The 22,654-nt window shown below is 37.3% G+C and carries 22 protein-coding genes and 2 riboswitches; of the genes, 2 read left to right on the forward strand and 20 right to left on the reverse strand.

Going from position 1 to position 22,654, the window contains the following annotated elements; genetic code table 11:
* Positions 1 to 431: 431 nt before the first annotated feature.
* The 15 genes from M3225_RS27765 to M3225_RS27830 all read right to left on the reverse strand — a co-directional run bounded on the left by M3225_RS27765 (position 432) and on the right by M3225_RS27830 (position 14,554).
* The gene (locus tag M3225_RS27765; protein ID WP_075422417.1) at positions 432 to 1,445 is read right to left on the reverse strand and encodes a C40 family peptidase; all 1,014 of its coding nucleotides are present in this window, start codon (positions 1,443 to 1,445) and stop codon (positions 432 to 434) included.
* Between the two features lie 32 nt (positions 1,446 to 1,477).
* On the reverse strand, positions 1,478 to 2,551 hold the full coding sequence (locus M3225_RS27770; protein ID WP_075422416.1) for a dipeptide epimerase: 1,074 nt from the start codon (positions 2,549 to 2,551) through the stop codon (positions 1,478 to 1,480).
* Between the two features lie 60 nt (positions 2,552 to 2,611).
* Positions 2,612 to 3,778, reverse strand: a complete 1,167-nt coding sequence (locus M3225_RS27775; protein WP_016762895.1) for a DUF819 family protein — start codon at positions 3,776 to 3,778, stop codon at positions 2,612 to 2,614.
* 93 nt (positions 3,779 to 3,871) lie between these two features.
* Positions 3,872 to 4,195, reverse strand: a complete 324-nt coding sequence (locus tag M3225_RS27780) for a DUF3870 domain-containing protein (protein WP_013081578.1) — start codon at positions 4,193 to 4,195, stop codon at positions 3,872 to 3,874.
* Between the two features lie 269 nt (positions 4,196 to 4,464).
* Positions 4,465 to 4,599 carry a hypothetical protein gene (locus M3225_RS29725; protein ID WP_285886123.1) on the reverse strand — a complete coding sequence of 45 codons (135 nt, stop codon included), beginning with the start codon at positions 4,597 to 4,599 and terminating at the stop codon, positions 4,465 to 4,467.
* A 145-nt stretch (positions 4,600 to 4,744) separates the two neighbouring features.
* Positions 4,745 to 5,326 carry a glycerophosphodiester phosphodiesterase family protein gene (locus M3225_RS27785; RefSeq protein WP_251400466.1) on the reverse strand — a complete coding sequence of 194 codons (582 nt, stop codon included), beginning with the start codon at positions 5,324 to 5,326 and terminating at the stop codon, positions 4,745 to 4,747.
* Positions 5,268 to 5,483: a glycerophosphodiester phosphodiesterase family protein gene (locus M3225_RS27790; RefSeq protein ID WP_251400467.1), complete on the reverse strand. Its 216-nt coding sequence runs from the start codon at positions 5,481 to 5,483 to the stop codon at positions 5,268 to 5,270. The genes M3225_RS27785 and M3225_RS27790 overlap by 59 nt, the downstream gene beginning before the upstream one ends.
* Positions 5,484 to 5,569: 86 nt before the next feature.
* Positions 5,570 to 6,910 (reverse strand): ABC transporter substrate-binding protein, encoded by a 1,341-nt coding sequence (locus M3225_RS27795; RefSeq protein WP_251400468.1) that lies wholly within the window; start codon positions 6,908 to 6,910, stop codon positions 5,570 to 5,572.
* Positions 6,911 to 6,923: 13 nt separating this feature from the next.
* Complete coding sequence (locus M3225_RS27800; RefSeq protein WP_251400469.1) at positions 6,924 to 7,736, reverse strand: carbohydrate ABC transporter permease; 813 nt, start codon at positions 7,734 to 7,736, stop codon at positions 6,924 to 6,926.
* Entirely contained in the window at positions 7,733 to 8,668 is a 936-nt protein-coding gene (locus tag M3225_RS27805) for a carbohydrate ABC transporter permease (protein ID WP_251400471.1), read from the reverse strand. The genes M3225_RS27800 and M3225_RS27805 overlap by 4 nt, the downstream gene beginning before the upstream one ends.
* Positions 8,665 to 9,777 carry an ABC transporter ATP-binding protein gene (locus M3225_RS27810; protein ID WP_251400473.1) on the reverse strand — a complete coding sequence of 371 codons (1,113 nt, stop codon included), beginning with the start codon at positions 9,775 to 9,777 and terminating at the stop codon, positions 8,665 to 8,667. The genes M3225_RS27805 and M3225_RS27810 overlap by 4 nt, the downstream gene beginning before the upstream one ends.
* A gap of 20 nt (positions 9,778 to 9,797) precedes the next feature.
* On the reverse strand, positions 9,798 to 10,376 hold the full coding sequence (locus M3225_RS27815) for a glycerol-3-phosphate responsive antiterminator (protein ID WP_251400475.1): 579 nt from the start codon (positions 10,374 to 10,376) through the stop codon (positions 9,798 to 9,800).
* Positions 10,377 to 10,619: 243 nt separating this feature from the next.
* Positions 10,620 to 11,615: a biotin synthase BioB gene (gene bioB, locus M3225_RS27820; protein ID WP_251400476.1), complete on the reverse strand. Its 996-nt coding sequence runs from the start codon at positions 11,613 to 11,615 to the stop codon at positions 10,620 to 10,622.
* Between the two features lie 148 nt (positions 11,616 to 11,763).
* Entirely contained in the window at positions 11,764 to 13,989 is a 2,226-nt protein-coding gene (locus M3225_RS27825; protein WP_251400478.1) for an alpha-galactosidase, read from the reverse strand.
* A gap of 19 nt (positions 13,990 to 14,008) precedes the next feature.
* The gene (locus tag M3225_RS27830) at positions 14,009 to 14,554 is read right to left on the reverse strand and encodes a hypothetical protein (protein WP_251400507.1); all 546 of its coding nucleotides are present in this window, start codon (positions 14,552 to 14,554) and stop codon (positions 14,009 to 14,011) included.
* A gap of 320 nt (positions 14,555 to 14,874) precedes the next feature.
* Here M3225_RS27830 and M3225_RS27835 point away from each other — a divergent pair, with 320 nt between their 5' ends.
* The gene (locus M3225_RS27835; protein ID WP_251400479.1) at positions 14,875 to 16,188 is read left to right on the forward strand and encodes an APC family permease; all 1,314 of its coding nucleotides are present in this window, start codon (positions 14,875 to 14,877) and stop codon (positions 16,186 to 16,188) included.
* 81 nt (positions 16,189 to 16,269) lie between these two features.
* Here the strand turns inward: M3225_RS27835 and M3225_RS27840 are convergent, their stop codons facing one another.
* The 5 genes from M3225_RS27840 to M3225_RS27860 all read right to left on the reverse strand — a co-directional run bounded on the left by M3225_RS27840 (position 16,270) and on the right by M3225_RS27860 (position 21,694).
* On the reverse strand, positions 16,270 to 17,055 hold the full coding sequence (locus M3225_RS27840) for an EcsC family protein (protein ID WP_251400481.1): 786 nt from the start codon (positions 17,053 to 17,055) through the stop codon (positions 16,270 to 16,272).
* 24 nt (positions 17,056 to 17,079) lie between these two features.
* A complete protein-coding gene (locus tag M3225_RS27845; protein ID WP_251400483.1) occupies positions 17,080 to 17,685 on the reverse strand; it encodes a DedA family protein in 606 nt (201 codons plus the stop codon).
* Between the two features lie 160 nt (positions 17,686 to 17,845).
* On the reverse strand, positions 17,846 to 18,877 hold the full coding sequence (gene ytvI, locus M3225_RS27850) for a sporulation integral membrane protein YtvI (protein WP_251400485.1): 1,032 nt from the start codon (positions 18,875 to 18,877) through the stop codon (positions 17,846 to 17,848).
* A gap of 213 nt (positions 18,878 to 19,090) precedes the next feature.
* A complete protein-coding gene (locus M3225_RS27855; RefSeq protein ID WP_098239943.1) occupies positions 19,091 to 20,350 on the reverse strand; it encodes a cation:dicarboxylate symporter family transporter in 1,260 nt (419 codons plus the stop codon).
* A gap of 106 nt (positions 20,351 to 20,456) precedes the next feature.
* Positions 20,457 to 20,596: riboswitch (cyclic di-AMP (ydaO/yuaA leader) on the reverse strand.
* 273 nt (positions 20,597 to 20,869) lie between these two features.
* Positions 20,870 to 21,694: an undecaprenyl-diphosphate phosphatase gene (locus M3225_RS27860; RefSeq protein ID WP_251400487.1), complete on the reverse strand. Its 825-nt coding sequence runs from the start codon at positions 21,692 to 21,694 to the stop codon at positions 20,870 to 20,872.
* Positions 21,695 to 22,152: 458 nt separating this feature from the next.
* On the opposite strand from M3225_RS27860, the gene M3225_RS27865 reads away from it, so the two are divergent.
* On the forward strand, positions 22,153 to 22,443 hold the full coding sequence (locus M3225_RS27865) for a hypothetical protein (protein ID WP_013055185.1): 291 nt from the start codon (positions 22,153 to 22,155) through the stop codon (positions 22,441 to 22,443).
* Positions 22,444 to 22,524: 81 nt separating this feature from the next.
* A riboswitch (TPP riboswitch) is annotated at positions 22,525 to 22,639 on the forward strand.
* Positions 22,640 to 22,654: the final 15 nt, after the last annotated feature.

Raw genomic sequence — 22,654 nt, forward strand, 5'->3', positions numbered from 1 at the left:
TTAGGCACGCCGCCAGCGTTCATCCTGAGCCAGGATCAAACTCTCCGAAGAAATGTTTGACTTGCTCAATTTAAAAAATAAAAATTAACGTTGACGTTTGTCGCTTTGTTCAGTTTTCAAAGTTCAATCGCCGCTCTTAAGCGACTTTATTATCTTATCAAGTTATCAACGTAATGTCAATAACTTTTTAAAATTCTTTTTTCTGCTTCATTGTTACAAGTATGTCTCAACGACGCTTTATAATAATATAACGCTTTGCATATAAAGTCAATATGTTTCAAGAAGAAAAATGATTTTTTTCTCTTGTTTAACTTCTTCCCTTACTGAGAAATAGTTAAACGTAAATAAACTAAATTTTCTAATTTTTATTTATACTCTATATATTAAGAAAGAAGCCCTTCACAAAAAGAGCTTCTTTCTTATCTTACTGATTAAGGTAAATAACGACGTGCACCTGCATACTCTTCAATATATCCCTTCGTGTTTAAAGGAATAATCTCTACTGTCCGCTCGGAGTTCGGCGAATGAATCATCATGCCATCTCCCGCATACATTGCTACATGGTGGACGCTTCCTTTTCCTTGGTTATAGGCAAAAAACAATAAGTCTCCAGGTTGAAGGTTGTTCATATCTACTGGTTTTCCTGCTCGAGACTGTGGCCCTGAATCACGTGGAATCGTAATACCATGGGATTGGTACATCGTAAACGTAAATCCAGAGCAGTCAAATCCAAAACCACTCATGCCAGCCCATAAATATGGAAGATTTAAAAATGCCTTTCCACTTTCAACAAGCTCCGTGCCAGTTGGTACAGGAATATCTTTTTGAGACGCGTAGATTTTTCCTGCTTTTGTAGAAATCCATGCTGTCTTTCCATTTGGTTTTAATACTTTATATGCACTCTTTGACTTTGCCAAAAGAGGTAAGCGCGTATTATAGCTAACTTCAATACCTTTCTTTTTCAAAGAAGGCGAATGATATAAATAAGTAGTCGGAGCCGTCACCATTACAAAAGGCTTCTTTGCATACTGTTCGTACCTTTTGCTATAGGTTAATTGTTTAGTAGGCATCCATCCGGGATATCCTAATTCATTTCGAGAAGTAGGCTGTCCGTCTACAGCTACTTTGACCCAGTCTCCTTGTTCGTCTAAAACCGTTACTTTGTTTCCATATAACGCTTGTGTCTCAAGCATCCCATCACTAGATAACTGCTGCTTTTGTTTCAAATTCATCGATGTGGTCCACTTTTTCATATCTACAGGATTAGTAGCTGACGGAGCGTCCACTTCACGCAAGATGTTTGGTGCTGTCCACAGAGTAGCTGCTGCGACATCTATATAAGCAGTTTCTTTTTCTTCAGAAGCATGAACAGAAGGAACTGCACTGACCCCTAATGTAGCTAAAATAACTGTTGTTGCCGTCAAAAGCCAACGTTTTATATTCATCGTCTCTCTCCTTCTACTATATTACTATCCTTTTATTTTGAGATAGGAACGGTGATTTCTCCTATTCCAGGAAGATCTGATAAGAAAATCTCTTGACCGCTGTACTTTAACACATCCAGTTCAGCTGAAAGCCAAAGAGGAGCATCTAAGTCAAAATACGTGATATTCGGATGAGCGGCTGCCAGATGAGCAGCTGCTCCCACGGAAAGTGATGGTTCCATCATGCTTCCAATCATACATGCAACACCGTTCGCCTCGGCAATACTTGCGATTTTTCTTGCTTCATTAATTCCTCCGCACTTCATTAGCTTAATATTTAAAAGATCCACGTACCGCCCGCTTACAAGCCTTAATGCATCTTTGGCAGAAAATAGACTCTCATCTGCCATAATGGGTACGTTTACTCGTTCAGTCACAAACTTTAACCCTTCCCAATCATGAGCAGGGACAGGTTGTTCTACCAATTCAATACCAAAGTTGAGAGTTTCCATTTTATTAATTAATTGCACTGCTTGTTTTGGAGTCCATCCTTGATTTGCATCCAACCGAAGTTTTACATGATCCGGAATGACAGATCGAATATGTTTAATACGCTCAAGGTCTAGCTCAGGAATTGAACCTACCTTTACTTTTAAAATGTCAAATCCGTCCGCTGCACTTTTTTGTGCGTCTTCAGCCATTTTCTCAGGTGCATCAACACTTATCGTCATACACGTAGAGATAGGCTGCTTATCGCCCAAGAAAGCATATAAAGGAATGTTAAGAAACTTTGTATAAGCATCATGCAAAGCGATATCAGCAGCTGCTTTAGCACTTGAATTGTGAATACAGCAGCTTTGAATTTTTTTCAAGAGTTTTTGAAACTGACGTATATCCTCCCCTATTAGCGCTAGTTTAATAGGTCCTTGAAGTGCAGCTTGAATGCCTTCTAAAGAATCGCCTGTAATAACATATGTTGGCGAAGCCGCTCCTTTTCCTTTTATTCCGTTTTCTAACTGAATCTCTACACTTATGCTGTCTATCTCTGTTGCTGTTCGAAGCGCTGTTTTAAACGGAACAAGCAGTGGAACGGTTTGATGCTTTACAGTTATGTCTTTAATTATCATTTCAATCGCTTCCTTTCGATTCAGCACAAATATTCTTTCATACGTATTTTTGGTTTATTCTTAGATCGCTCCTAAAATTTTGGCGATCATCATACCAAAATAAGTACCTAAGAAGGAACCCATCAGAGCCATAATAACTCCTACCGGAATCAGTGCACGGTTATAGGCAGCTGCAAGCATTGGAGCAGACGCCATTCCACCAATATTAGCTAAACTTGCTACTCCGAGCGTAAATAAATCATATTTAAATAGTTTAGCTAGCAACAGCATGATCACTAAGTGCACGAACATAATAAGAAAACCAGATACTAAGTAAATAGGAGCCTGAGCTAAATTTGAAAAATCTGATTGAGAAGCAATTAACGCTACAACGATGTATAACATAACGTTTGATACATCGAGCGTACCTGGAATTTTTGCCGCTGGGGTTACAGCAAGCACTAGACCAACCACAGAAGCAATCATAATCGTCCAGCTCGTTGCATTAATAACCGCTCCCACTTCAGGCAAACGCCCGCCGATAAACGTAGAAAATGCTGAAACGAACAAACCTAGACCAAGTAAATAAAGAAGATGCTGAAACTGCGGGCCTTCTTTTTCGCTTTCAGAAGTTGCTGCGACTTCATCTATACTATTCTCAATAAAGCTGACGTCTGCTTTTGTCCATTTATTAAATTTAGATGCAAATGGTACAAGCCAAAACATAAACATAACCCATACGGCATAGTTAATCGTATCCATCATAAGAGCGTAGCCAAATATATTTTCTGGAACATCCAAAATCCCTTGGAGAGCAACCATGTTAGCTGATCCTCCGGTCCAACTTCCTGATAAAGCACCAAAAGCTTTCCACGTGTCCTCTACATAGAAATTCTTAAAGATGGCATAGACGAGGATAAAACCTACCATTATGCTAAAAACCGCAACGATGAATCCTCCCAGCATTCTTGGACCAAGTTTAATTACACTTCGAACATCACACTTTAACAGCATAAGCATCAGCATGGCCGGAAGCAGTGCATTTTTAACGCCCGTATACATGGCGACATTTGATTCGCTATCCCCAAATACCCCTGCCGTTTGCATAAGAGCAGCTCCTATATAAATAAGTACAATACCCGGGATAAATTTAAAAAATCGATTGGCTTTAAATCTTTTTTCAATCCCTACCATGAGCGCAGCAAAGGCAGTTAACACACTCACATACATAAATCCATCTTGAATCATTTATTCTTCCCCCTTCATCTCCACGAAAATATTTTTATACAAAACAAAATCCAGCCCAACGTTTGAAAACGTCAGGCTGGATTTCGTCTAGGTCTATGTAGACAAAGCAGCTGTTATTTGCTGATATTTTTTCTGTGCATCATGAAACGCTACCACCAGCGCTTTTTGGGAAGACCCGAAATAGCGGCTGTTAATGTCGTCTGTAAGGGTGAGATCACTTATATGACGTCCAATAAAAATTGATTGAACAAATCGAACGGTTAACTCAATCGTCGCTGAGCATTCCACATCAATAATTTTTCCATTTGTTTTATCAACTACCAGTCCTAAAAAATACTGATTGAACTTTTTAGTAATTGGATTGCTTTGAGGAGCTTTGGCATCTCCAATAATATAGATAGTATCTTGATCATACATGATTTTTTATTCCTCCTAAAAGAGCTAACAGACGATGCTAGGGACCGGCAAATGAACGTTTGCGGAGCTACGCAACATGTATTCGCTTTCACAAGGAACATTATAGTCTATTATCAATATATCATCTATAAAACAATTCTACAATATAACTTTTATACTATTCAGAATAAAGTAACATTTTCTTTCTATAAAAAGAGATTGAGACATAACTAAATCAACCGAATCTAAAGACGAACAAATGGGATAAATAAGCTAGTATGGATTGCTTGTTACACCGCTGTTGATTTCCTTGCAAGACTTCGCTTTCCGCGGGCGGCCGATGAGCCTCCTCGTCGCTTACGCTCCTGCGGGGTCTCACCTATTCCGCTTTTCCCGCAGGAGTCTTCGCCTTGCCCTCTAATCAACAGCTAGAAGCAACTACATACATGAAACCTATGTTCACCCTAACAATGAAAAAATCCGAACGAGTTTAATTCTCCATCAAGAATCTCGATTCATCGTTCGGATCTTCCTTCAACGAAAATACTTTTGTCCCAGCCTCTTTCTAAGTCATCCTTTGAACATTGTAGAGGAAAAACGGTTAGGGTAATCTGTCATCACTACTTTTACTGAAGCCTGCTGGAGCTTCAAGAAGTCATTCATTTCATTAATCGTATATACTCGTAAGTCTAATCTCTCTTGCTTTGCTTTTTTCCCGTACGAAGAAAGAGCAAAAGACATATCACAGTGTAGATGCGCTCCTATCGATTTCGCTTTTCCAATAGCATCCTCGCTCACCCCTTCAAATAAAAAACCTGTTGGTATATATGAATGGAGAGATCTCACTTTAGCCAAGCTATCATAGTTAAAAGATGACAAAATAACTTGATCTTCTAAATCAAACTCATCGATTAGACGAAGAACTTTTTCTTCAAGTTTTGGATAGTAAATTCGGTCATTTTTCAATTCAATATTCACCGTCAATTTTGTCTTTTTGTCCATCATCCACTCAAACACTTCTATTAATGTCGGAATCGATTGTTTAGAAAAACGAGAATCATACCAACTTCCAGCATCGAATAAACGCAGCTGTTTAATATGAAAATTCTTGAACATATCCCATTCCATTCGTCGTTCTGTCAATTCGTTCATCGTGAATAACTACTATTTCCCCGTCTTTTGTTAATTGTACATCCAATTCAATACCTGCAACTCGCATTTTTCTAGCTTCTTCAAATGCAATCATTGTATTTTCAGGATACCGTCCGCTAAAGCCGCGATGCGCATAAAGATCAATTGAAGTATTCATTGTCCTCTATCTCCCCTAACTAGTCATTCACTAAGTAAAAAGCTCGTCCTCAAAATAACTTGAAAGACGAGCTTCGTAATCATACGTTATTTTTGATTGGCTACTTCTAATGCTCTATTTGTTTCTTTTGCTGCTTGATCGAGTGCTTTTTTCGGCTTTACTCCTTGATACAGGCTTTCCATCCCTGCTACTACTTTTTGACGCGATTCAGGAAATACAGAAATTAAAGCACCCTGTGTAGCTGGAGTAGGCTTTGTTTCACGAAGCTGATCAACCGTTACTTTTAACTGCGGATATTTCTCCCACTCTTTTTTTACAATATCTTGTTCATACGCTTTTGGGTTAACTGCAAAGTATCCACTTTCCACGTGCCATTTTGCCTGAACTTCTGGTGTTGCTAAATATTTCATGAAGTCCCACGCTGCTTTTGATGTTTCATCACTGATTCCTTTAGACATCCATAAAGATGCTCCGCCAATAGCTACTCCTTGACGATCCTCTTCTTTTGGCACAGGAATATAAGATACGCCTACATCAAATGGAGCATTGTCTACTAATGTTTTAATGCCTGCTGACGAATCTAAGAACATTGCAATTTTTTTAGATTGAAATGCTGCACGCATATCATCCCAGTTTTGCCCTACGTTGTAGAATGTACCTTCTTTGTACATATCATTGATTAAATTAAATGCGTTTAATCCTTCTTTGCCATTAAATACTGCCTTTTGGGCATCACCTTTACGACCGTTTTCATGATCCACATACAAACCGCCTTGAGAAGCAACTAGCTCTTCAAAGAACCATCCGTAATTTAGAATTGAAAAACCGTATTGCGATGTTTTATTTCTTTGTTTTTCTGTTAATTTTTTTGCAGCTGCCTTTAATTCATCATACGTTTTTGGAGGGTTTTCAGGATCTAGCCCTGCTTTTTTAAAGGCATCTTTATTGTAAACTAGAACAGGTGTTGAAGAGTTAAATGGCATTGAATATTGCTTTCCATCCACTTGGTAATAACTTGAAATGTTTTTCTCCCACTGTGAAGTATCGTAGTGGTCTTCATTAATAAACTTTTGAACAGGCTGAACCTTACCACTGTCTATCATGAATTTCGTTCCTACTTCGAATGTTTGCATAATAGCCGGTGCATCCTTTGTTCCTGCCACTGTATTGAATTTTGTTTGTGCCTCCTCATACGTTCCTTGGAAAACAGGTTTTACTTCAACTTTATCCTGAGATTTATTGTACTCATCGACAATTTTATTGAGTGATTTTTCAAGGTCGCCGCTCATGGCGTGCCAAAAAACGACTTCTGTTTTACCTGATGCTGTTTTTTTGGTTTCTTGCGCTTCCGAAGAACCAGTTGAATTTGAGCAAGCACCTAGAATAACTAGCAAGCATGCCGTTACGATAGCCAATATCTTTTTCATCACATTCACTCTCCTATTTAATTGCACCTTGTGTTAATCCTTTTTGAAGACGTTTTTGGCCTAGGAATAATAGTAATAATGTCGGTAAGATAACAACCACGACAGCGGCCATAACCACTCCCCAATCAGTTGAAATCTCCTGTGTTTGCATTTGCTTTAAACCAATCTGAACGGTACGAACATTCTCTGTATTTGTCACTAATAGTGGCCATAAATACATATTCCATGTTGTTAAAAAGCTATATACACCAAGCGTAACTAGACTTGTTTTGGACACAGGAAGCACGAGGTTCCAAAAGAAACGAAAGCGGCTAATCCCTGCAACTTGAGAAGCTTCATATAACTCATTCGGAATGGTTTTAAACTGTTGACGCAATAAAAATGTTCCGAATGCTAAAGCAAAAAAAGGAATCGTTAATCCTAAATAGTTATTAATCCATCCTAGCTTTTGTGCTGTTAAAAAGTTAGGAACCATCGTTGCTTCCCATGGAATCATCATTGTAGAAATAAAGAGAAAGAAAATAGTATCTCTTCCTTTAAATTTAATGAATACAAATGCAAAAGCTGCCAAACTTGAAACTAACAGCTGCCCAGCCATGACGAAGATAGACACAGCAAAACTGTTAATTAAGTAATGAAGCAGTGGAACTTTTTCAAAAGCAGCCTGATAATTTTCAAATGAAAAAGATGACGGCCAAATCTTTCCTTCCAACACTTCCGCCCCACTCATAAAACTAATGGAAAAAGCGTATAGAATAGGAAACATCAATACTAAAGTAGCTGCAATGAGTAGCAAATAAGCTGTACATTTTCTTGTGATGCTCATTGATAATGTACCTTCCTTTCTCCAAGCTTAAATTGAAGAGCGGTAACCAGTAGAATACAGAAAAACAAAATTGTAGCTTGAGCACTTGCAGAGCCAACATTATAGTTTACAAATGCATCTTTGTAGATCGAATAAACAATAACATTTGTAGAATCTGTAGGTCCGCCTTTTGTTAAAATATCAATTTGTCCAAACGTTTGAAATGCATTGATAAACGAAACGGTGATAATAAAAAACAGCGTTGGCGAAAGCATAGGAAGCGTAATTTTACGGAGCTGATACCAATAGCTAACTCCAGCGATACGCGCATTCTCATACAGCTTTTCATCAATATTTTGCAAACCGCCAAGCAAAATTAAAAAGGTAAACCCAATGTTCATCCAAATGGTAGAGATAGACACAGCAATCAGTGCGTACTTAGGATCTAATAACCACTGCACGTCATGGATCCCTACAAGGTTTAATACTTTATTGATAACACCGATTGTCGGATTATACATAAACATCCAAATCACAGAAGAAGCTGCTACGCTCATTCCCATCGTAGATGAAAACATTGTTCTGAAAAAACCAATTCCTTTCAGCTTTTCATTTGCGATTAGAGCTAGGAATAAGGCAATAATTAAGCCAATAGGCACTGTGTAGAGTACAAATAGAAAAGTGGCTTTCATACTTTGTAAGAAATTAGGATCTGTAAATAGATGTAAGAAATTTTGTAGTCCTACAAAATTTAAGGGATTTCCCTGTGTGTCTGTAATAAAAAGACTTAAATATAAGGTCTTAATCATTGGGTAGAAAAGAAACACACTAAATAACAGTAATGATGGCAGTAAATAAGATAGTCCTACAATGATAGTAGGCATCGATTTTTTTTCTTTTGGGGTTGATGAAACAGAAACAGGTGAGTTTGCTGTTTTGGTAACAGCACTCATACAAATGCCCCCTTTACAGTTAAATCTTCACTTAATGGTTCGTAGTGCAAGCATGAACCTGTATCATCAAATAAAAACAGGTGTTTTGGATCAATAAAAATAGGAACTCGCTCTCCCACCTTTATACTCCATTGACCGTTCCACTTAGCCATCCACTGCTTGTCCCCTATATGAAATGTAAGCAGGGTTTCCGTGCCTAGAATTTCTACATTATCTACCTCCACAATAAAACTTGTATTGTCGTTTGTCGCAAGCTGAATATGCTCAGGTCTAACTCCAACCACAACTTCTTTTTCACCGTTAAGTGTACTGTGTGGTGTACTCATGCTAATAGCTCTTCTATCTTCAAAAACTAGTAAGTTATTTTCTATAGAAACGTTTGATAAATTCATAGGGGGAGAACCTATAAAAGATGCTACAAACGTGTTCTTTGGTGCATTGTAAATATCGAGCGGACGTCCAACTTGTTGAATGTTTCCTCCATTTAGAATCATCATTCGATCTGCCATCGTCATCGCTTCCGTTTGATCATGCGTGACATAAATCATCGTAATACCTAACTTACGCTGAATCTGGCGAATTTCTGACCTCATCTTCGCGCGCAGCTTCGCATCTAAGTTTGATAACGGCTCATCCATCAAGCAAATAGGCGAATGAGTAACAATAGCACGTGCAAGCGCTACACGCTGACGCTGTCCTCCCGAAAGCTGTCTCGGCTTTCTCTTTAAATATTCACTTAAACCAAGCATCTCTGCTGCTTCCCTGCAGCGTTTTTGCTGTTCTTGCTTTGAAATTTTCTTTGTATGCAGGCCAAAAAGAATATTTTGTTCCACTGTCAAATGCGGATATAAGGCATAGTTTTGAAACACCATTGACAAATCGCGCTGACTTGGAAGCAGTTTATTTGCTTTTAAATCTCCAATTAGGAGCTCTCCCTGCGTGACTTCTTCTAATCCGGCAATCATTCGCAGCATTGTACTTTTTCCACATCCTGAAGGACCTACTAATACGAAAAACTCTCCCGGTTCAATTGTGACGTTAATATCTTGAATGACATTTGTTTTTTGATCGTATGACTTCCCAATGTTAACTAACTCTACTTTTTTCATTAAAAACGCTCCTTTCTCTCTCATTCATATTTTTTCCATAACCATGATTTCCCTGTAGAAACTGCCGTAGCTCCTGCTTTTAAAGCAGCTTGGATATGGCTTTCATTTTGAATGAGTCCACCTGTAATAATAGGGATACTTGTTTTTTTAACCACTTTCTCTATCATCTCCGGAATTAATCCTGGCATTAGTTCTAATGCATCCGGTTTAATATCTTGAACGGTTTTCAACCCTTGTGCTACTGCGTCTGTATCAACTAAAAACAGCCGCTGAATAGCAACCAGTCCTTCCTGCTTTGCGTAATTAATGAGTGAACTTTTAGTGGTTACGATACCTTTAGGCTTTACAAACTTAGCAAGGAATTTAAGCCCTTCTCGGTCATAGCTAATCCCTGGAATTTTTTCAACGTGTAAAAAAACCGTTCGATTATGCTGTTTGAGTAAATCTACATAGCGTTTAATAACACTAATATTGCCCGTTAATAAAAAGGCGGCCTGGATCTCTGTTTCTAAAAATTGTTCTAAATTTTTTGGGCTTTTAATGGATGCAATCAAGCGTTCTTGTCCAAGCTGTTGTAAGAAATCTGCTTCCTTATTCAAAACGATGCCTTCCTTTCATTCACAAAAAGACCACAAAAAACGTATAGGGTATTGATATAGACCTATTGTTTTTTGTGGTTTCTCAATTTCATAACCTTAGTAACTATTCACTTATCGTTCACATGTTCTATAATAATGGGTATTTATGAAGGAAATATAAAGAAGCTGTTGAGTTTTGTAAAAAAAACGTATCGTTCCTGTAAATCGCCTAAAAATCAAAAAACCGTTGATTTCTCAACGGCTTCACAGTGCACATTCTTCAATTTCAAATCCTAAATCTTCAATTAATCCCCAGTCAGCTGTAGGTTCTTGCCCTTGAGTCGTTAAATAATCACCTACAAAAATTGAGTTTGCAGCAAACAAACCAAGCGGCTGAAGTGATCTGAGGTTAACTTCTCTGCCTCCTGAAATTCGAATTTCTTTGGTTGGATTTACAAAACGCATCATCGCTAACAGCTTTAAACATTGCATTGGCTTTAACGCCTTTTTGTCTTCTAAAGGCGTTCCTGGAACAGCAACAAGAAAGTTGCACGGAATAGAATCTGCATCTAATTTTTTAATTTGGAAAGCTAGTTCAACGGCTTGTTCATTTGTCTCGCCCATTCCAAAAATCGCACCGGAACAAGGTGACAAACCTGCTTTTTTAGATATAGTAACCGTATCGACTCGATCTTCATAGCCATGCGTAGAACAAATATTGTCATAGTTATCAGCGTGGGTATTTAAATTATGATTATAGCGATGAACACCCGCCTCGACTAGTTCGTGTGCTTGATCATCTGTTAAAAACCCTAGACAGGCACAGATTTTCAAGTCTGTCTTTTGACGAATTTCTTTTACCGCTCCCACTACGTGCGCTACTTCTTTATCAGTAGGGCGGCGGCCTGACGCCACGATACAATATGTACCCGCTTTTCTTTTTTGAGCTTCAAAGGCACCTTCTACAATTTTCTCTTTTGTTAACCACGCATACTTATTAATCGGCGCTTCTGATACAATCGACTGCGAACAATATCCACAGTCTTCTGGGCATAAACCTGATTTGGTGTTAATAATCATATTAAGCTTTACTTTTTTTCCATAATGATGATGACGAATTAAATACGCGGCATTCATGACCTCTAACACTTCCTCATCCGGTACATGAAGAAGTTGAAGTGCTTCGTTATATGTAATTTCTTTCCCTTTAATAATGGACTGAGCAAGTGCTTTCCAATCTCTTAAACTTGTGGTTTCCATCGATTCCCCTCCATTAAGTAAACTTATAAAAATATAAAGTTAACAATTATAACTAAAAGTTACCATTACTTCTCCTTTTATGTCAACACTGTATAATTAATAGTTAACTAAAAAAGCCACTTCTTATGATACTGAAGTGGCTTTTTGCTTATTGAGCTTGCAGTGTGTAAATAACCGATACAAAGTCTCCAGATTTTTCATCATATGCTTCAACACCCGGATATTCATGAGTTAGAGCAATCCCTGCATACATGAGCTCATCTCCATAAGCTGTTTGGTCTGTTTCCATCACTGTATATTCGTAATCAGGATGAAGCCCTTTTAACTCAATGCGTTCATAAGAAGGATTTGGTCTAGCTAATACTTGATAATAACCGATGATTGCCTGTTTTTGATCGGATGAAACAACCATCCAGCTCGTCATATTTCCATCTTGTTCAAACGGACTTTTTAAACGATAGAATATGCCATTTTGAATAAGAGATCGGTGTTTTTTATAATAATGAATTTGTTTTTTTACCGTTTCTTTTTCATCTTCTGTCATCAGCGTAACATCTAACTCATAACCAAATGCGCCAAAATACGCAACGTCTCCTCTTGTTTCTAGACTTGTTACTCTGCGTACTTGATGATTTGGTACGGCTGATACGTGTGCTCCCATTGAACTGATCGGATAGGCAAAAGACGTGCCGTACTGAATTTTCAAACGTTCAACCGCGTCCGTATTATCGCTCGTCCAAGCCTGAGGAGCATAATAAAGCATTCCCGGATCAAATCTGGCGCCCCCGCTTGCACATGATTCAAATAAGATATCCGGAAACTTCCTTGTTAGTCGCTCATACAAATCATACACACCTAAAATATAGCGATATACTACTTCAAACTGACGATTCGCGGGCAGCCCAACAGATCCAATCTCCGTTATATTTCGATTCATATCCCATTTTATATAAGAGATAGGTGCTTCACTTAAAATAGCTTCCATTCGTTCATAGATATAATTCACTACTTCTTCTCGTGAAAAATCAAGCACATATTGATTTCGTCCATGAGACTGATGACGATTTGGCACATGAATCAACCAATCTGGATGCTTTTCATACAAGTTGCTTTGCTTTGAAATCATTTCAGGTTCAAACCATAATCCAAAGTCCATACCTAAATCCGTTACTTTTTGAGCCAATGACTTCATACCGCCCGGAAGCTTATTTTCATCTACAAACCAGTCTCCAAGAGAAGTTGTATCATCATTACGTTTACCGAACCAGCCGTCATCCAATACAAAAAGTTCAACGCCTAGCTTTTGTGCTTCTTTGGCAATATGTACAATTTTCTCTTCGTTAAAATCAAAATACGTAGCTTCCCAGTTATTAATTAAAACTGGTCGCTCCAAATCCCGCCATTTTCCTCTAGCGAGACGCTTGCGATAAAGCTCATGATACTCTTGGCTAAGGCCGTTTAGCCCGCTATTTGAATAAGCCAGTACTAGTTCTGGTGATTGAAAGGTTTGTCCACTTTCTAGTCGCCACTGAAAATCAAAAGGATGAATGCCCATCGTTATTCTTGATACATTATAATGATCTACTTCCACTTGTCCAAGAAAGTTTCCGCTGTATACAAGACTAAAACCATACGCTTCTCCACTGTGTTCAGTTGCAGCTGGATTCTTTAAAATTAAAAATGGGTTTTGCTGACTGCTGCTTGTACCTCTCGCACTAGAAATACTTTGAATACCCGGCTGAAGCATTCGTGTTTTAACATGTCTTTCTCGAATCCAAGCACCGGAAAGCTGAACCATTTCATAATTTGATGTGGGCAAATCAATACTGCCGCTCATGATACGTAAAATATCGACTGGTTCTTCTCCCCCATGTTCAAACCGTGCATGACGCGTGATAATATTTCGGTCTTCGTAAACGGTATACGTTAAAATAAGTGATACGCTGAGCAATTTATCAATCAGTTCAACTTCTACACTTGTTGCTTCACTATTTTCTTCTACATACGTAGCAGGTAAGCCGTTTAATGGCTTTTTACCTTCGTAAATTTTATGGTTATCGTATTCAAAATTTGTGATTCGGCTTCCATTTTGCTGAAGAAGTTGATAGGCTGGCTCTCTGAAGTCTGTTGTTCCATAAGAAGGATACTCTTGTTTGATTGTTTCAAGAGAAAATGCTAGTTCTCCTTCATATACCGAAGCGCTAGCTCCTCTTGTTTCTACACGTAAAAAATGCTGAAAAGATGAACGGTGCTTAAGCTTTTTTCCATAGTACAAGTGACCGAGCTGCCCGTTTCTCAAAACTGAAAAGATATAACTTACATCGCGTCCTTGTAGGTGAAATTCCTTTGTACGTTCATTAAATAAGATTCCCACTTTATCCCTCTCCTCACCATCAAATATCTAACGAGACATTTCCTCGTTCGTCTATTGCCGTTGCATGCTCAAAAGTAGATGCTAGATTAATCTCTTTTCTCTCATACCATTTCGCTAAATCTTTGAATAGCTCTTCTGTTTCAACCATTCTTGTATCTACTCGCAGTTCAGTTTCGTAGCTATGAAGAGACCAAGTGCTTTCACTAAATAAGGTCATCTCTACATCTAGACACATTTCTTTCCAATTGGGAGCACACCGAATAGGATGAAGTATATCTGAACATGCAATGGTGTAGCGGTTAGAACCATTCTTATTCATAAAACAATGAACTGAAGAGGTACTCACATCGCCCTTACTAGTTTGTAAAAATTTACATAGTTGGATATCTAACAACGGAACGCTCCATTTTAATTCCATTTTTGGAAGAATTCTTTTTTTAATCGACTTGACCGTTAATTTAATAAAATAAACACCATCTTTTTTTGTTTCATCCAATACAACATGCACACCTGGTTCCTTGTTTATCTCCAAGTTTATATAGGGTGTAGCAATCACTTCCTTCATCTCCTTCATCATCATTATAAGTTTATACACCCGCAAAAATGTAACCGCATTCAAAAGTTTGTTTTCATATTTATTGCAAGTAGATCACATTAATCGAAGCTTTTTTACTTTCTTTCATTTTATGTAAAATGTTTTCTAGACTCAATGGTAAAAATCAAAGTGAAAAAAAGCATTTTTTTGCTTTATCTAGTAATCAGTTAACCGCTCTTTATCTCTTAGTGCGCAATTTTCTCTTCTTTTTCAAAAAAAGAGGACAAATCTAATAATATAGTATAATAATAAATATTGCAGAATGATTATACATAGAAAGGATGACAAATATGAATCATGAACCTTCTCTTCTTAAACAACTAAAATTATGGCATATCGTCGTGATAGGATTAGGCTACATGGCACCCATGGCCGTTTTTGATACATTTGGCATTGTGACTGAATCAACGGATGGACATGTTTCAGGCGCTTATGCATTCACGTTGATTGCTATTTTATTCACAGCCATTAGTTACGGAAAAATGGTAAAAGCTTTTCCCGGAGCTGGTTCTTCTTATACATACGCACAGCAAGTAATGAATCCAAGCGTCGGTTTTTTGGTAGGATGGACGGCTCTTCTTGATTATCTATTTCTACCGATGATTAGTGCACTTTTGACAAATATTTACCTAAGCTCTCTGTTTCCAGGTGTTCCAAAAGCCATATGGATTATCAGCTTTGTTGTCATCATGACCATAATGAATATTTTTAGCGTTCATTTAACCGTTTCTTTTGGTACGCTATTAGTTGCTTTTCAAATTTTAGTCGCTATTATCTTTATTATTTTAAGTGCTACAACTCAAGGGGAAGAGTTATCATTTAAACCGTTTATAAGTGAATCGGCCTCTGTATCTCTGTTATTAAACGGAGCGGCCATTTTATGCTTTTCTTTTTTAGGGTTTGATGCCGTAACTACCATGGCCGAAGAAACACTTAAGCCTGAGAAAACGATTCCTAAAGGAATTCTCATTGTTGCATGTACGGGAGGCGCCTTATTTATCACGGTTTCTTACTTTGCTCAGCTTCTTTTCCCTTCAGCTTCTTTGTTTCATGATTTAGAAGGTGCATCGGCGGAAATCGCTTATAAAATTGGCGGCCAGCCTTTTCAATCTATTTTTGTAGCAGCGGCCTTGACTTCAACTATTGCTTCTGGGCTTGTCTCACATATGAGTGCATCAAGACTTCTCTATGCAATTGGGAAAGATGGTTATCTGCCGCGGGGAATTTTTGGCTATATTCATCCTAAAACAAAGACGCCTATTTGGAACGTGGTGATTATTGGTGGTCTCTCTTTAATTTCACTAGGTCTATCTCTTGAAAAAGCTACCTCTTTAATTAATTTTGGTGCTTTAATTGCGTTCAGTTCAGTGAACATAGCGGTTTTTATCCATTATTTTATTCATCAAAACAAGCGATCCTTCAGTGGATGCATTTCATATGTACTTATGCCTTTACTTGGCAGTTTATTTTTGTTTTTTATGTGGCTTAACTTAGAAAGAACATCCTTATTTATCGGTATCGTATGGATTATAACCGGAATTATTTATTTACTGATTGCCAGACGAAAAAATACTATTACCATTCCTACTTTTCATTTTGATTAAGGAAATAGACTTAGCATACCTCGACATATTTCCCCAGAAATAATGTCGAAAAAAAGAAGCACAATGATGCGCTTCTTTTTTTTAAGATTGTGAAACTTTTTCCAAAATGCGTCTTTTACGGTAGAGCATCATTCCAACTTCTCCTATATCACTAATTGCTTGTTTGTTAATATACGCTCCAAATACCATTCCTGCTATAGGAATCATTTGAAACAGCTTTTTCCATCCCAAGTTGTCCCTGTAGGTTAGAAACACTTCTCTCCACCCTTGCAGCTGCTGCAAGCTCTGCGTTCGATTGCCGCTTGCTAATTCTTCTAAAATCGCACGCTTTCCTACAATATCAGAAGACGAAAACTGCATGCATTTGACCATAAAAATGCGTTCCTCCTGCTCAGTGGGATCGTAACCATAAGAAACAGCTACTTCTTGCAGTGTCTTAAGTGTAAGTCCCAATACAAAAGGAATATCAATAGCCAATGTAAAGATCCCACCTACTCCGGTTGTAGCTCCTTGCAGCTGTGCATTCTTTTTTCGGACTTCAATAAAATGCTCCGCCAATTCATCCATTTCTTGCAGAGACAAATGCTGAATATCCTCTATCGAAAGCTGCTTATTTTCTTGTAATTGGGCTGATGCTTTTTCTAGCGTGGCAGATGTATTAGCTAAATACTGGCCTCCATTATCAACATACTTAGCAATTTCATCTAATAATTTCTCTATTTTTTGATGAATGAACTTTGGCGTTACTTTATCTAAAGCTGAAAAAGGTAAGCGAGCCAGCCTCTCCCAGAAAAAAAGCCCTTTTTGGTCTTTCTCCCATTTTTCAATTTTTCGTAATTCTACTCTTAACTGTTCATGCTCTGACATATCCTCACTCTTTTCCTTGATTTATCAGCTCTGTCCTATTTGTTTATTTCGCACATATTTAATGATAAAAAACAATGCAATTAAAACGACAAGTCCGATTCCAATGGGCTGCATATATTGAGACACAATCGGTCCCACCTCTTTCCACTTAGGTCCTAACCTATAACCTAAATATACGTAGATAGCCGTTACTGGAAGCATCGCAACAAATGTGTAAATAGAAAACAGCCATACATTCATTTTTGCCATCCCACATGGAAAAGAGATAGCCGTTCGGACTCCTGGAATAAAGCGTCCAAAAAAAGCGACCCCGCCGCCATACTTATTAAAAAAGCGATCAGCAGCGTCAATTTCTTTTTCTTTCACCAAAAAGTATTTTCCATATTTTAAAACCAGCGGTCGTCCACCGTAACGTCCCAATGCATAAAGAGTCAACGGTCCACAAACACCGCCTACTGTACCTGCAAGGATGGCTAGATACAAGTTCATGTCACCTTGGTACACCCAATACCCTACTAAAGGTAAAACAAGCTCTGCCGGGACAAACTCAAACGTTAATGCTAAGATTACGCCAAAATAAGAGAGCTGTTTTAGCGCTTCAATTAAAGAAAGTAAAACCGACTCTAACAAAAATTCTCCTCCTCATGTCATTAAATCTAAGACTGCAAAACTATAATTTAGCCGATTGATAGATAAAAACCAACACGACATAGTTTTTTCCTTTCCCTCTTTACGTATTACGTACTACAAAAGTTTCAATAAAAAAAAGCGCTATTTTTATCCAGCGCCTTTACAGTTTAAAGTTAATTTGAATAATACCTACTTTGCGAAGAGCATCGTATAAAATAACTAAAGCCGGCCCTAAAAATAACCCGACAAAACCTAGAAGTTTAAATCCAATGTACAAACTAACTAGTGCAGCTAAAGGTGAAATACCCATATTTGTGGAAAATACTTTTGGTTCTACTACACGCCTTACTACCGTAATGACTCCAAATAGAATAAATAAGCCGATTGCCAATGAGTCATGCCCTTGAGTAAGAGCAAAAATCCCCCATGGAACGAGTACCGAGCCTGTCCCAAGGATTGGTAAGATATCGACAATTACAATTAACAAACTAAGCAGCGCGGTATAAGGAACATCTAATAGCCACAGTCCTACATAAGCCATTACAAACGTCATGACACTTAAGATAATTTGTGCCTTGATAAAACCAACCCCCGCTTGGATAAGCTGAGTGATGACAACTTGTAGCTTATATTTCGTTTCCTCTGTTAAGAATGACTTAATTTTATTTTTAATAGCAGGCAGCTCAAGGCTGATAAATACAAGCGCTACTAAATAAATAAGAAACTCTAATAGAAACCCAGGAACAGTAGCGGCAAAGCTAATGATGATTTCCACGGTACTTTTTAATAGAGAATCTAATGAATTTACGGTTTTTTCAAGCGTGCGCTCGATAGAAGAAATCACTTCTGTAGGAAGAGCGTTTGAATAGTACTTCCACTTAATAATAGTTGGATAAATCGCGGTTTCATAGATTTCTTTTACAAATGAAGGCGCTATTTTTGAAAGAGCAACCACTTGCGTAACGATTGTTCGAACAATAAAAAAACCAATAAGTATGAGCGAAACAACATATAAAATGAAGGTCATAAGCACTGCATAGACTCTCTTCATTTTAAAAGATTGATGCAATTTTTGAACAATACCCTCAAGTGCTAATGCTGTTAATAAAGCAAATACAATCGGTAAACTGTAAGGGATTAACACACATACGATTACTATCGAGGCGATGACCCATATTCGCTTTTTCCACATACTCTACTATCCCCCTACTAGCTAAGCTATCTCTATATTTACTGATAAAGAAAGGAACCAGTGACTGCTTTTATGTAAAAATAAAATTTGGATATTTTTATACCTGATGTTACATATTATAGGGTCAATTTCCATAATAATAAAGGAATTATTATGAAAAAAGCTACTTATTCTAATTTTTTGAATAGAATAAGTAGCTTTTTAATTTATAAATTAGCCGGCCCTCATGACCTCTGTACCTTTTTTAGGGTCAAATTTGCCTTCAGATTTAGACATTACAATTGCTGCTAGTGTGTTTCCTACTAAGTTAACAACCGTACGTGCCATATCCATGATTCTGTCTACTCCAGCAATGAAGGCTAATCCTTCTGCCGGAACACCGATTGTTCCAAGAGTAGCTAGTAATACAACAAATGATGTTCCTGGCACTGCAGCCATTCCTTTAGATGTAACCATCAATACAAGAATGAGCGTCAGCTGTTGAACGATCGTTAAATCAATACCATACACCTGTGCTAAGAATAACGCTGCAATCGCTTGATAAAGAACGGAACCATCTAGGTTAAAGGTATAACCAATTGGTACAACGAACGATACGATAGCTTTTGGACAGCCCATCTTTTCAAGTTTTTCCATAATACGTGGAAGAACCGTCTCAGAACTAGATGTACTGTATGCTAACAATAGTTCATCTTTCATATAGCGGAATAAGTGGAAGATATTAATTCCTGCCCATTTCGCGATTCCTCCTAATACAACAAGTAGGAAGAAAATTAACGCTAAGTAAACCAAGATAACAAGCTTTCCTAATGAAAGGAGTGAATCTAAGCCGAATTTTGAAACCGTTACACCAATTAAAGCAAATACACCAATTGGAGCCACTTTCATTACAAGGTTTACCACGTGAAACATTGCATGAGAAACGCCGTCGAAGAATTGTACAACTGGCTTTCCTCTTTCTCCAATTGCCGCTACTCCAAGGGCAAATAATACTGTAAAGAAGATAATTGCTAGCATATCTCCTTCAACAATTGATTGAAAAAAGTTTGTCGGAACAATGTGTAAGAATGTTTCAGCCACTGACTTTCCTTCTTGCTGTTCGGATGTTTCAACGTATTGTGAAATATCACTTTTCTGTGCTGAATGAATGTCTACACCTTGTCCAGGATGGAAGATATTAGCGATTAATACACCGATTACGATTGCAAAAGTCGTAATAATTTCAAAATAGAGAATTGTTTTAACGCCAAGTTTTCCGACCTGTTTACCGCTACCTGCTCCTGCAACTCCAACAACTAAGCTTGAGATAACAATTGGAATAACAATCATCTTAATTAATCTTAAAAATAAGTCTCCTAGCGGCTGTAGGTATGTTACTACACGCGGATCATTAAACCAAATTACCCCTACAAGAACACCGAGGATTAATCCGGTAAAAATCTGCGTAGCCAAACCAAAACGAATTTTTTTCATAGATGTACCTCCCCAAAGATGTATGACATTTGTATATATTTTTCTGAAAAAACAAAAAAAGGCTATTCTTAAGAAAGAACAGCCTTTTACTTACGCTATTTTGGGCTCTTTCTCTCAATAAAGCAAACGGGGTTAACTGTCGGATTCGGAATTGAGAGTTTCCTACCTTTTGTAAGGATTCACCCCAAGGCAGCTTCACTGCCGATAATGATTCCCCCGCTCTATACGATTAAGCTTATTATTCAGTTTTTATAAAATTAAAACGATCTATACGTTGTCATACGTTTTTTACAGTCAATAAAACTAAACAGAAGTCTTACTTTTACTTAACTTTATACTGCACAAATATTAATTTACTATTTTTCGACACGTTTTGTCAATACCCATGTTTATAAAACGCTTTCAAAAGACGATAATATATATTTATGCAAAAAAGCTATTGCAATGCTGCAATAGCTTTTTCTTGCTTTTTAAGTCTCTATTAGAAGTTTAAACGACTAATAAACACGCTTTTTTATTTTATAAAAATACAAAATATAGAATAGCTGCTAAAATAATTCGATAAATCGCAAATGGTACTAATTTGATACGATTAATTAATTTTAGGAAAAAGCGAATTGATACCAGCGCAAAAATAAAGGCGCTTATAAAACCGGCAATAAAAAACGGTAGTGCATCTGATGTGAAATACTGCCAGTTTTTAATCAATGAAAGTCCGCTTGCTCCTGCCATGATTGGCACTGCCATAATAAACGTAAAGTCTGCGGCTGCTTTATGGCTCATTCCAAGAAGAACCCCTCCTGAAATCGTTGAACCTGAACGAGAAAAACCTGGCCAAAGAGCAATACATTGAAACAGTCCTATACCAAGTGCTTGTCCATAAGTCATTTGGTCCACCGTCTCTACGCGCGGACGTTTAGGTCCAAACAAATCTGCTAGAATCATTAATACAGCTCCGACCACTAAGCCAATTAGCACCGTATTTAAAGAAAACAAATGCTCATCAATGTAATCATCAAACAAAAGTCCTAACACTCCTGCCGGTAACAGACCAACAATTACCTGCATTAAATTCAAGCGATTTGTCGGTCCAATTGGAGCAGCTGATTTTTTTCCCAGTCCTAATAAATTAATAAAACGATCTTTAAAAATAACAACTACTGCTAAGATCGACCCTAGCTGAATAACAATTTTAAATGTATTAGCTACTGGAGATGAAAATAATTCTTTTGAATTTAACCACAGGTCATCGACAATAATCATATGCCCAGTTGACGAAACAGGAGCAAACTCTGTTAAACCTTCTACAATCCCTAAAATGATTGCTACAATAATTTCCCACATAAAGCTATGTACCTTGCCTTTCTTTCAAATTAATAAGCTTATCGCTTCATTTTACATGCTCAACTATTTTCCTATTTTGACACTTGCTTTTTTATCATAATTGTTAAAACTATGAAATACAATGTGTATTTGCAAAAAGATAAGAATCTTTAATAATTTGTAATAAAAAGCTTAAATGCTATAACTTAAAAATACGATATCAGCTTTTATTTATTTTAGAAAGTAGTCATTATGTTCTGTATAAATTCCGGTCTCTTAGCTAAAAATGAATCATCTAGACTATTTTTCTTTGATGTGAAAAAATGACTAAATCATTATGTTTTTTCCATCCCTCTTTACTGTCATCTATCATTTTAATCAACTAGTGCTTGCTTATACGACATATCCCCTAAGTAATTTGAAACTTTTTTCTCTCCTTTCTCGTATATAGTAGTATCTTTTTTAGGAGGCTTTTTACTATGAATGGAAATGTACGTACAATGAAATGGGTCACTGCTGGGTATGAAGCCTTGCTGGGAATTCCTTTAATTGGCGCGGGGATTGTTATGGGCTTTAGTTATACTCCTCTTTTTATTGGATTTATTCTTCATGCTATCACACTAATTTTAGCTAATAGACGAGGGTTATCTGCTTATGGAAACATACTAGGGATTGTTACCTCACTGGTTGCTTGGATTCCATTTTTAGGGTTTATCATGCATATTATTACAGCTATTGTGATTGCAATCGACGCTGCTAGACAACGCTAATTGTCTAGCTTTTTTTATTTAAGGGTTGATTTTTTACCGAATGATGGTAAACTTAAGCCGTAAATTGAATAATTTGAATGTTATTTCTACTAGGGGTGTCTGATAGCTCAGACTGAGAGAAGAGTACAATAAAACTCTTTAACCCTTTGAACCTGATTTGGGTTATACCAGCGGAGGGAAGTAGTCTTGAAAAGAATAGTATATGTTTATT

The sequence above is a fragment of the Priestia aryabhattai genome (assembly GCF_023715685.1).
GTDB classification, from domain to species: domain Bacteria; phylum Bacillota; class Bacilli; order Bacillales; family Bacillaceae_H; genus Priestia; species Priestia aryabhattai_B.